Raw genomic sequence first — 9,743 nt, forward strand, 5'->3', positions numbered from 1 at the left:
GTGTAGCCTGCGGTCATGCCCGCGAGGATGAACAGGTAGATCACGACGAAGCTCGCCCACGCCCCGGGATCCTCTGCTGGGAGCCACTGGCCCAACCACGCGCACAGCGCGAGCACCGGCAGCAGGCACGCGCCGAAGCCCGCGATGCGCGCCGGGTAGGGAAGCTTCTTGATCAGCGCGCCCGTGAACCAGATCGCTTGGAGTGCCGCCATGCCGAAGGCGGCGCCGTACAGGCTTGCCGTGAGGTTGAGGCCGTAGCTGGGCCCGGCGAACAGGTAGCCCATGGCGAGGAACCAGGCCATCATCACGGTGAAGACGATGCAGACGGCGGTTGCGGTTTGTGCGATGATCTTTTTCATGAGGTGCTCCTTTGCATGGAGAATTGAGTTGCGGAAGGGTTGCGATGCGGCAGCGGGGCGGATCGGCTCACAGCCCCAGCTTGCGCTTGATGGCGGGCGCGTACTGGCGCGAGACCATCACCGATTCTCCGTTGTCCAGCAGCAGCTGCAGTCGCGCGTTGATGGCCGGGCGGATGGCAACCACGTGGTCGAAGTTCGCCAGCAGCTGCTTGGATGCGCGTACGAATTCGGTGCCGGCCAGCTTGTCCTCCAGCTCATACAGCCGAAGCGGCGTGCGGTACACCGCGTCCTCGGTGTAGAGGAACGTGCGTCCGTCGACCGTCTCGACATAGCATATCCCGTCGATGTCGAGGCGGTACGTGGCTCCGTCGCGCTCGCCGGTCAGCTTGCGCTCGAAAGCGTTCAGCCCGGCGACGATGCGTTGCACGCGCTCGTCGATGCGCGGGCACGATACGGCCACTTCGATATCGGCGAGCCGAGGGTCCTCGGTGATGGTGACGTTCATGGGCGTGCCTTCCCTTGGTGAGCGGGTGGTTGGCCAACGTCGTCAGTATGCCGAATGCGTTCGGTGCGCACAAGGCGACAGCGACCGAGTTGCATTCCGACGCGCTCCAGTTGCACCGGCGCGCGCTCTCTTGGTATGATGCCCGTGCGAAGGTGAAAACACGGTCCGGTCGGTAGTCCGGACGCGAACCCTATGCCGCGCTCGACGCGTCAACGGCTTCGTCAGTAACCTGCCTCCTTGGTTGTCCGTCCTTCGCGCAGCAACCACATACAAGGAGGAGCAACCATGCAGGTCACCACTTCGATCACGCTGACCGTGCTTCATGACGGTCAATTCTGGATCGGCATATTCGAGCATGCGGACGAAGGCCGCTACGGCGCATGCCGCGTCGTGTTCGGCGCCGCCGAACCCACCGATGTAGAGCTGGTAGCGTTTATCGTGCGGCGATGGACGACGCTTGCATTCGATATGGCGGCCGATCCGTCTGCGACAGCGGATGCCGTGCTCTCCCATGCGAACCCGAAGCGTCGTCAGCGCGAGGCGCGCAAGCTCGTGGAGCGAGCCGGCGTCGGCACGAAAGCCCAGCAGGCCATGAGCATCAGTTACGAGGCGCGCAAAATCGAATCCAGAGCCTTGGCCCGCGAGGCTCGCCAAGCGCAAGCCGAGCGTCGATTCGCTCTCAGGCGGCAGAAACGAAAGCAGAAGCATCGCGGAAGGTAGAGGCCCGGAATCCTCATTCTCCCTTGATGCTCTGCGTGGCGTGCCGCTTCCCGCGCTGCGACGCGAGAGGTCATGCGAAGGGACGCGCGCTGGCGGTCGTTTTGCGTCCTTACCCGTATATATCAGGGGAAATATCTTTCATGCACGGTATACTCAAAGCAAACGCCCCAAGAGGGCGCGGCAAAAAGGAGGATGACATGCAGCCACCCTCGACACTGCTTCTCTCCACCGGGGAGTTTGCTCGGATGTGCAACGTCAGCAAGGAACTGCTCATCCATTACGACAAGGTCGGTTTGTTGAAGCCGAAGGTAATCGGCAAGAACGGTTACCGCTACTATTCGCTCAAGCAGCTGTACCTTATGGACGCCATTCGGTTCTTCCTCGATACGGGCATGTCCATGAAAGAGGTGAAGACCTATCTCGATAACCGTACCACCGACCTCTTCCTCGAGGCCACGCAGGCGGGCATCGAGAAGATGAAGAAGCAGCGCGATGTGTTGGACGCGCGCATTGGGATGATCGAGAAGATGCGCTACATCACCCAGCGCGCTTTGCTGTTCCCGAAGGATAAGCCGAGACTGTCGTTCTGGGATGAAACGTGGCTCATCACGACCGACGTAAAGCCTGAGCGCACGCAGCAGGCGTTCGCCCAGGCCGTGAGCGAGCATGCCGAGTTTTGCAAATCGTCTGCCGGCGTGACGAAGTTTCCCCTGGGTCGTATCGTGCACTTTCCTTGTTCCGATCACCCTGAAGACTTCGTCTACACGAAGCTCATCACCTGGATCTCGCCCCCTTCCCACCCCGCGCTTCTGGAGGGTCGTCTGGCGTGCAAACCGCGGGGCAATTACGCGGTCATTCTTCATAGGGGCGGCACGAGCACGGTTGCGCGATCCTATGCCAAGCTGCTTGACTACGTCAAAGAAGAGGGTCTCGATCTCGTGGGGCCGGTGTACGAGTTCGATATGAACTCGTATCTCATGTCCGACTCTGCGGACGACTACCTGTTGCATATCTCGGTGCTTGTCGATATGTAAGCCGCCCGACGCGAAACCGCCCGCGATCCGTTCGACGGATCGCGGGCGGTTCTTCGTGCGCGAGCGGGCCTTCTAGGCGCTCATGCGCTTCGTCTCTTGGATGAGCTCGTGCACCACGGAAGGCTCGGACAACGTGGAGATGTCGCACAGATCCTCCGTCTCCTGCGCGGCGATTTTACGCAGGATGCGTCTCATGATTTTACCGCTGCGCGTTTTCGGCAGCGCGTTGGCGAAATGGATGACATCGGGCGTGGCGATGGGCCCGATGCTCTCCCGTACGTGCACGAACAGGCGGTCGCGCAGGTCGGCGTCGATGACCGTTCCCTCTTTGACGGTGATGTAGGCATAGATGCCCTCGCCCTTCACCGAATGCGGGTACCCTACGACGGCTGCTTCTGCGACCTGCGAGTACGAGACGAGCGCGCTTTCAACTTCGGCCGTGCCGATGCGGTGGCCCGACACGTTCATCACGTCGTCGATGCGACCCGTGATCCAGAAGTAGCCATCCTCGTCTCGATAGGCGCCATCGCCCGTGAGGTAGTAGCCGGGGGTGGGGAAGTACACGTCTTTGTGAGCCTTCGCGTTGCCGTACACGCCCAGCATCATGCCCGGCCATGGCCTCGTCAGCACGAGACTGCCGCGCTCGCCGGCATCGGCCTCGGCTCCGTCCGCTCCGATGACCCTCGGTTCTATGCCGAAGAACGGTAGCGCCGCCGATCCTGGCTTCATGTCCACTGCGCCGGGTATCGAGGTGATCATGATGCCGCCCGTCTCGGTTTGCCACCACGTGTCGACGATGGGGCACATGCCGTGACCGACGGTGGAGTAGTACCACATCCAAGCCTTCGAGGTGATGGGCTCGCCTACCGAGCCGAGCAGCCGCAAGGTCGAGATGTCGTGCTCGTTCACCCAGCGGTCGCCGTCTTTCATCATGGAGCGCACTGCGGTCGGGGCCGTGTACAGGATGTTGACGCCGAACTTCTCAACGATCTCCCAGAAACGGTCGGGCTTGGGGAAGTTGGGCACGCCTTCGAACATGAGCGACGTCGTTCCGTTCGACAACGGCCCGTACACGAGGTAGGAATGACCGGTGATCCAGCCGGCGTCGGCCGTGCACCAGAAAATGTCATGCTCTTTGAGGTCGAACACGTACTTCGAGGTGAGGGTGGCGTAAAGCAGATAGCCGCCGGTGCCATGCAGGATGCCCTTCGGTTTCGCCGTGCTGCCGCTCGTGTAGAGGATGAACAGGGGATCGTTCGCTCCCATCCGCTCCGGCTCGCATTGGGGCGCCTCGGGAGCAAGCACGTCGTCCCACCAGAAATCGCGCCCCGCCTTCATGGCCGTGCGTTTCTCGATGCGGCGTACGACGACGCAGCTCTCGACCTGGGGGCACATGTCAAGGGCTTTATCGCAGATTTCCTTGAGTCTCAGGATCTTGCCCGAACGGTATCCGTAGTTTGACGTGATGACCACCGTGGCACCCGAGTCGACGATGCGATCCTTCAGCGATTCGGCGCTCAGGCCGCTGAACACCACGCAGTGGATAGCGCCGATGCGAGCGCACGCCAGCATGCTGATCGCGAGTTGGGGGACCATGGGCATGTACAGCACCACGCGATCGCCCTTTCGCACGCCGAGGCGGCGGAGCATGTTCGCCGCCTTGCACACCTCGCGATGCAGACGCTGGTAAGTGTAGACGTCCACCTCTTCGGTGGGCTCGCCCTGCCAGATGAGCGCGGCTTTGTTCCTGCGCGGCCCGTTCAGGTGGCGATCGATGCAGTTGCAAGATGCGTTAAGCTCCCCGCCGCGGAAGTAGCGCACGAACGGCTCATCCGAGTCGAAATCGTATTCCTCGACGGCGTCCCACGGTTTGAACCAGTCAAGGTGCTCGGTGGCCATATCGGCCCAAAAAGCCTCAGGATCGGCGATGGAGCGGCTGTACATGGCGTCGTAGTCCTGTCGGCTTTTGATGAGGGCGTTGTAGCTGAATTCGGGCGAGGGCTCGATGGACGTTTCGTTTTGGAGCATTTGTCTGATGAAGGCGTTGCGGGTGTTGCGGTTCATTGAGGACTCCCTTCTGCGCGGACGCGAGAAATCGAAAAGGATCAGGCCACCATCGGGTAGTGGTCGGGGGCGCAGGCGCCGATGCTCGACAGCAGGTCGGGACGGCGATGCGCGAGGTGGGCGCAAGCGTCTTCGAGCAATACGGTCTCATGGATGCTCGTGCAGGAGTACAGAGCCTCGCACAGCGCGCCTACCGAGGTGACGTCGCAGTGGGAAGGCCAATCGTAATCGCTCATGTCCATGAGCGCGACTGCGAAGGCGATGAGGCTCTTCTCGCTCAAACAGGCGACGAGGCGCTGCGCGCCGCGAACGTCGAGGGGCGTGCGATCGCATAGCTCGTCGATGCGGTGCAGCGCGTTTCTCCTGACGAAGCTGGGACCGTTGCCGGCGGCGATGGCAAGCAGGAGGTCGATGTCGTCGATGGAAGATACGGCTACGATCTTGGCTACGCGGCTCACGTCGACGTTCGAGAGAAAGGCCATAAGCTCGGGGTCGCGCATCTCGCTCAGCGCCGTGCGCAGAGCCTCGCCGCGGAGTTTCCCGATGGAAACGGCCTTCCGGGCGCTGACTGCGTCGAGCAGTTCGTTCGAGGTCCAGAGTTTCCGTACGCTCATCTCTTTGTTCGCTACCTTCATTGTCGTCCTCCTCTTCGTTCGATGGGAATGGGGATCGGATTCGCGCGGTGACGTACGGCCATCATGGGGGCTGTAACGATTACAGGGTCAACGAGCGCACGGCGACTATGCCCGCGATTGGCGGGTTCTCGGCTGCGAACGGCGATTTACATGCTTAGAACAGGCTCGTCTGCGCTCCCATAGGTTGGGAGGGCTTGTAGGCGGCGATGATGTCGGACATGCGCCAAAGCAGGCCGTGCTGCTTGCACAGCGAGCGGAAGAGGGCGCGGTTCTCGGTTGCGCGGGGGCTGTTGCAGAAGTATCGGTCGCCGAATGCCGCGCGATAGCGCTCGGGCAGCGTGGGATCCACGGCTGCGATGCGGTCGAGGAAGTGGTCGCGCTGGCGGTCGCGCATGGTGACGCCCGTCATATGGTAGACGAACCGCGCGCCAGCCGCTGCCGCGCCTTCCACCACGCCGCGCACCGTGGCATCGTCGTCCGTCACAAACGGCAGCGTCGGCGTGAATAGCACGCCGCAGAACACCCCGGCGTCCGCCAGCTCGGCCAGCGCGGCGAAGCGCTCGCTAGGCGAGGGCGCGTGCGGTTCGATGATGCGCGCCAGCTGGTCGTCGGCCGTGGTGACGGTGATCTTCGCGATGGCCCCGCCCGCCGCTCCGATGGCGCTCAGCACGTCGATGTCGCGCGTGATAAGCGCGCTCTTCGTGTCCACCGACACGCCGAAGCCGAATTCCTCGATCAGCTCCAACGCACCGCGCGTCACGCGCAGAGTGCGCTCGAACGGGTTGTACGTGTCGGACATGGCGCCGACGCCCACGATGCCTCGCACGCGGCGGCTGCGCAGTTCGCGCCGCAGGATGGCCAATGCGTCGAACTTGACGCTCACCTGGTCGAAGTCGTCGATGCGGTAGCATTCGCTTCTGCTGTCGCAGTAGATGCAGCCGTGCCCGCAGCCGCGGTACAGGCTCATGTTGTCGTCGATGCCGAACCATTCGTTGCCGCCCGCGCGCACTTTCTGGAGGATCGAGCGCGCGCGGACGACGGGGCAGGGCGCGGCGGCAGAGGCCGCGTCGCTCATGCGGACGCGGGCTTCACGGGATGGCGGATCACCGTCTTGAGGTTCTCCGGCTTGGTGCGGCGCGGATCGCCCAGGTAGATCTCGTGGTGCAGGCGCACTGCGGGCACGCCTCCGTGCGCATCGAGCGCGTCCAGCATGGCCTCGCTGCTCGCTGGGTTCGCGATGTCGTCGACCATCCTGGACGCGGCGACGAACTCCTCCATCTGCGCGATGGTGGCGGGCTCGTCGTCGTACGGTCCCTTGTGCATGATCTGCGCGCACGGTCCTTCGGCGAACCGCACGAGGCGGGCTCGCCGCAGATCGAGCTCGGGCTTCTTCGCCGCGACCTGCTCGGCGGCCCAGGCGAACACTTCGGGCGTGACGAAGTCGGGCTGGCGGATGAGCGAGATCCAAGAGAGCGCGTCCTTGTCCAAAATGCGCTGCCCGTCGAACGCTTCGTCGCTTGTCCACCACAGGCCTTCAAGCGGAGGCACCGTGTAGTCGAAGTAGCCGTCGGGCTGCCAGGCGCCCATCTTCGACATCTTGATGGTGTACGAGAAGGCGTACAGCAGGCCCATCGCACCGGCGTACGAGCCGTTTTCCTCGTTCGGGTTGCCCGTGCCGGCCACCGCGATGAAGCTCATGGGCGGCACGTCGATGAGCTCGGGCTTGGTCTTCGGCAGGTAGAGGTCCTTGTACTCTTTCTTGAAATCGAACGCCATGCTTCCTCCTTCAGTTCCCGTCGGCTTACTCGGCGATCTCGCGCTGCAGCTTCTTCGTGAGCTTGCCGAGCACGAGGCTGTACGAGTGATCGCACAGGTCGCGTAGCAGCTCGTCGGGCACATCGCCGATCCAGTCGTGTCCCATCGGGGCTCCTCGTCGGTTTAAGGTCTCGAGCCAGTATGACAGGTGCGGCGGTCCCGCGCACGCGAGACCGCCTCCGCGACGGGCGCGTTTACCTGAGCGCTACGAACACGTCGATGTCGGCGCAGGACATGTCCTCGCCGGGCAGGTACGCCTCGAAGTCCACGGTGAACGCGCGCTGCGCCCCCAGCTCCTCGTCGGCCCAGATCTCCTCCCAGGCTTTCTGGACGCTGGTCACGCAGTCGCCGCCGCGGATAGCGATCTTCGCGTAGCGGCCTGCGGCGATGGTCTGCGCCTCCATGCCCTCGGGCGCCTCGGCGGGCGTCTCGCAGCCCACGAGCAGCTCGTAGCTCATGTCGCTCATGTCGTAGCCGTAGTACAGCGCGAAGCAGCCGTAGGGCACGACGCGCACCTCGGAGATGGTACGATCAAGGCCCTCGCCCATGAAGCGCTGCCACAGCTGGCCGATGACGGTCGTTTCCTCGGGCGAGTTGTTGGACGTGCGGACGGTGGGACCGACGATGGTGCGTGCGGGAAGCTCGACGATTTCGTAGTGCATGGTTTCGTGTCCTTTCGTTGGATATGCTGACTAGGACACGATACCGAACAGAACCGGACAGGGCATGTCCGGTTTTACGAGAAAGATGCCGTGCGCGCTCGTCGGGTAGGAGCGTTGCCAAACCGGGCGTTTTCTGCCATCTTGTCGCAAGCCTATGACCAGGTGAAACAGTATGTTTCTCCTGGTCAGAAGCGTGGTAAAAAACGACCGTATTGGTAATGTGGCTGCCCCGACTGCCCCTCGCGGCGCGGTTCGCGTTGCAAGTTGATGGCGTTTTCCGAGGCGGCGCCCACTTGTGCTATCCTGTTCCGCTGCGAAGCAACCGATCGAGCGAAATGCGGGCCCATGGAATTCAGAACGCTGCACTTGGAAGATAAAGCCGCCGTCAACGACGTGCTCCTGCCCCTCGGCCGCAACGATTCCGCGCTCGGGTTCGCCAACCTCTACTCGCTTACCGAGAAGTACGGAACGCAGATCGCGCTCGAGGACGGCGTGCTCTACGTGCGCCAGCTCGATCGCATCCCCGGCGCCGTCGCGTACTATCCGCCGCTGGGCACGCTCGACATCGCCGACGACGTGCGCACGCTCGTGCGCGAGGCGCAGGACGAGGGCCGCACGCCGCGCCTCGTCGGCCTGTCGCTCGAGGAGAAGGACCGCCTCGAGGCCGACCTGCCGGGTGCCTTCGAATTCTCTTCCGACCGCAACTTCGCCGACTACCTCTACCTTACGAAGACTATCGCGGCTTACGAGGGCCCGGGCCTGGCGAAGAAGCGCCGAGAGACGAACAAGTTCTTCCAGCTGTACGGCAGCGAGGCGTCCTTCGAGCCCATCGCCCTCGACCATATGGACGAGCTGCGCGCCTACCAGCAGGTTTGGTTCGAGACGAGCCGCCGTCGCGGCACCGACGAGCACCCCCTCGAGCTGGAGCATCGGAAGATCCTGCTCGATATGAACCACTTCGAGGAGCTCGACCTCGAAGGCATCCTCTTGCGCATCGGCGGCACCGTCGAAGGCTACGCATACGGCAGCGTGCTGCCCGGCGGCGCGTTCGACGTTATGGTGCTCAAGGGCAACCTCGACTTCCGTTTCGTATGGCGCGCCCTTCTGCGCGAGCTCGCGCGCTACTGCGTCGACAAGGCGACCTACCTCAACCTGGAAGAGGATCTCGGCCTGCCCGGCCTGCGCGAGAACAAGCTGAGCTACCAGCCCTGCGCCCTCATGGAAAAGTACCAAGGCCGCTTGCTCTAGCGCTGCCACAGCAGAAGAATTGCGCAAGGTCGGTGAATCGTCGCGCGACCGTCGAGTCGCCGTGAGGGCGTCGTCGCCCGATGCTGATTCCTCGCCGGCTTTTCGGACGGGCTCGTTGTCGGAACTTTTTCGTCGAGGCAGTTCGCTAGAGGGGGAGGAGGGATATTCCGCCTGACGTCGCATGGCGTCCCTAAAGTCGAGCGCCCCGGTTTCGGCCGGGGCGCTCGACTGTAGCAGGAACGAGGGGAGCTATTTGAGGATGCGTCGTGTGGCGAGCGCGGCGCCTGCGATCGCGGCGATGCCGGCTGCTCCAAGCGCCACGCCGAGCGGCGCGTTCGTGGTGCCGTCGCCCGTCTGGCTGAGCTTCGAGGTTTTTGCGGCTGTTTCGTTGCCGTTCTTCTCGTCTCCGTCGGCCTTGGGCAGGTTGACGGGCTCCTGCGCAGGGGCGGTTGGCTCTTCAAGGGAGGGCTTGCTGCTGTTCGCCACTTCTTTCGTCGGCTCTTGCAGACCTGATCCCGGCGTCGTTTCCGGGCTTTCGGGCGGCGTCGTGCTCTCCGGAGGCTTTGTTTCCTCGGGCGGCGTCGTTTCGGATCCAGCGGGAGGCGTCGTGTTCTCGGGGTTCGACGGCGATGCAGGCGGAGTTGGAGCCGCGCTGTCTCCGTCCGGCTTCGGGGTTTCGTCGGGATCGGCCTGTCCGGCGC

The 9,743-nt window shown here is 63.3% G+C and carries 10 protein-coding genes and 1 pseudogene; 3 read left to right on the plus strand and 8 right to left on the minus strand.

Annotation, left to right across the window (positions count from 1 at the left end; genetic code table 11):
* Both ACMO6A_RS13150 and ACMO6A_RS13155 read right to left on the minus strand, forming a co-directional pair.
* A partial coding sequence (locus ACMO6A_RS13150) for a hypothetical protein (protein WP_418471397.1) occupies positions 1–359 on the minus strand: 359 nt, incomplete at its 3' end.
* Positions 360–426: 67 nt separating this feature from the next.
* Entirely contained in the window at positions 427–864 is a 438-nt protein-coding gene (locus ACMO6A_RS13155; RefSeq protein WP_009607806.1) for a LytTR family DNA-binding domain-containing protein, read from the minus strand.
* A 285-nt stretch (positions 865–1,149) separates the two neighbouring features.
* On the opposite strand from ACMO6A_RS13155, the gene ACMO6A_RS13160 reads away from it, so the two are divergent.
* Both ACMO6A_RS13160 and ACMO6A_RS13165 read left to right on the plus strand, forming a co-directional pair.
* A complete protein-coding gene (locus ACMO6A_RS13160) occupies positions 1,150–1,584 on the plus strand; it encodes a YjdF family protein (RefSeq protein ID WP_009607824.1) in 435 nt (144 codons plus the stop codon).
* A gap of 197 nt (positions 1,585–1,781) precedes the next feature.
* The gene (locus ACMO6A_RS13165) at positions 1,782–2,618 is read left to right on the plus strand and encodes a MerR family transcriptional regulator (protein ID WP_050784838.1); all 837 of its coding nucleotides are present in this window, start codon (positions 1,782–1,784) and stop codon (positions 2,616–2,618) included.
* Between the two features lie 72 nt (positions 2,619–2,690).
* On the opposite strand, the gene acs is transcribed toward ACMO6A_RS13165, so the two are convergent.
* The 5 genes from acs to ACMO6A_RS13190 all read right to left on the minus strand — a co-directional run bounded on the left by acs (position 2,691) and on the right by ACMO6A_RS13190 (position 7,794).
* Entirely contained in the window at positions 2,691–4,682 is a 1,992-nt protein-coding gene (gene acs, locus ACMO6A_RS13170) for an acetate--CoA ligase (RefSeq protein WP_009607920.1), read from the minus strand.
* Between the two features lie 41 nt (positions 4,683–4,723).
* Positions 4,724–5,296, minus strand: coding sequence for a hypothetical protein (locus ACMO6A_RS13175; RefSeq protein WP_229033385.1), 573 nt, complete (start codon positions 5,294–5,296; stop codon positions 4,724–4,726).
* 175 nt (positions 5,297–5,471) lie between these two features.
* The gene (locus tag ACMO6A_RS13180; RefSeq protein ID WP_418471398.1) at positions 5,472–6,392 is read right to left on the minus strand and encodes an SPL family radical SAM protein; all 921 of its coding nucleotides are present in this window, start codon (positions 6,390–6,392) and stop codon (positions 5,472–5,474) included.
* The gene (locus tag ACMO6A_RS13185) at positions 6,389–7,093 is read right to left on the minus strand and encodes a GyrI-like domain-containing protein (RefSeq protein WP_009607904.1); all 705 of its coding nucleotides are present in this window, start codon (positions 7,091–7,093) and stop codon (positions 6,389–6,391) included. Before ACMO6A_RS13185 ends, ACMO6A_RS13180 begins: the two co-directional genes overlap by 4 nt.
* 233 nt (positions 7,094–7,326) lie before the next feature.
* Complete coding sequence (locus tag ACMO6A_RS13190; protein WP_009607894.1) at positions 7,327–7,794, minus strand: GyrI-like domain-containing protein; 468 nt, start codon at positions 7,792–7,794, stop codon at positions 7,327–7,329.
* 345 nt (positions 7,795–8,139) lie between these two features.
* Here ACMO6A_RS13190 and ACMO6A_RS13195 point away from each other — a divergent pair, with 345 nt between their 5' ends.
* Complete coding sequence (locus ACMO6A_RS13195; protein WP_009607780.1) at positions 8,140–9,042, plus strand: DUF2156 domain-containing protein; 903 nt, start codon at positions 8,140–8,142, stop codon at positions 9,040–9,042.
* 249 nt (positions 9,043–9,291) lie between these two features.
* On the opposite strand, the pseudogene ACMO6A_RS13200 reads toward ACMO6A_RS13195, so the two are convergent.
* Positions 9,292–9,743: pseudogene (locus tag ACMO6A_RS13200) on the minus strand (hypothetical protein); the annotation flags it as partial.

This window comes from Eggerthella sp., from assembly GCF_048329335.1.
Lineage (GTDB): Bacteria > Actinomycetota > Coriobacteriia > Coriobacteriales > Eggerthellaceae > Eggerthella > Eggerthella lenta.

Coding starts and splice junctions, on each gene's coding strand:
- ACMO6A_RS13165 (WP_050784838.1), top strand. CDS start 1,782: ATGCAGCCACCCTCGACACTGCTTCTCTCCACCGGGGAGTTTGCTCGG.
- ACMO6A_RS13180 (WP_418471398.1), bottom strand. CDS start 6,392: ATGAGCGACGCGGCCTCTGCCGCCGCGCCCTGCCCCGTCGTCCGCGCG.
- ACMO6A_RS13185 (WP_009607904.1), bottom strand. CDS start 7,093: ATGGCGTTCGATTTCAAGAAAGAGTACAAGGACCTCTACCTGCCGAAG.
- ACMO6A_RS13190 (WP_009607894.1), bottom strand. CDS start 7,794: ATGCACTACGAAATCGTCGAGCTTCCCGCACGCACCATCGTCGGTCCC.
- ACMO6A_RS13160 (WP_009607824.1), top strand. CDS start 1,150: ATGCAGGTCACCACTTCGATCACGCTGACCGTGCTTCATGACGGTCAA.
- ACMO6A_RS13155 (WP_009607806.1), bottom strand. CDS start 864: ATGAACGTCACCATCACCGAGGACCCTCGGCTCGCCGATATCGAAGTG.
- ACMO6A_RS13195 (WP_009607780.1), top strand. CDS start 8,140: ATGGAATTCAGAACGCTGCACTTGGAAGATAAAGCCGCCGTCAACGAC.
- acs (WP_009607920.1), bottom strand. CDS start 4,682: ATGAACCGCAACACCCGCAACGCCTTCATCAGACAAATGCTCCAAAAC.
- ACMO6A_RS13175 (WP_229033385.1), bottom strand. CDS start 5,296: ATGAGCGTACGGAAACTCTGGACCTCGAACGAACTGCTCGACGCAGTC.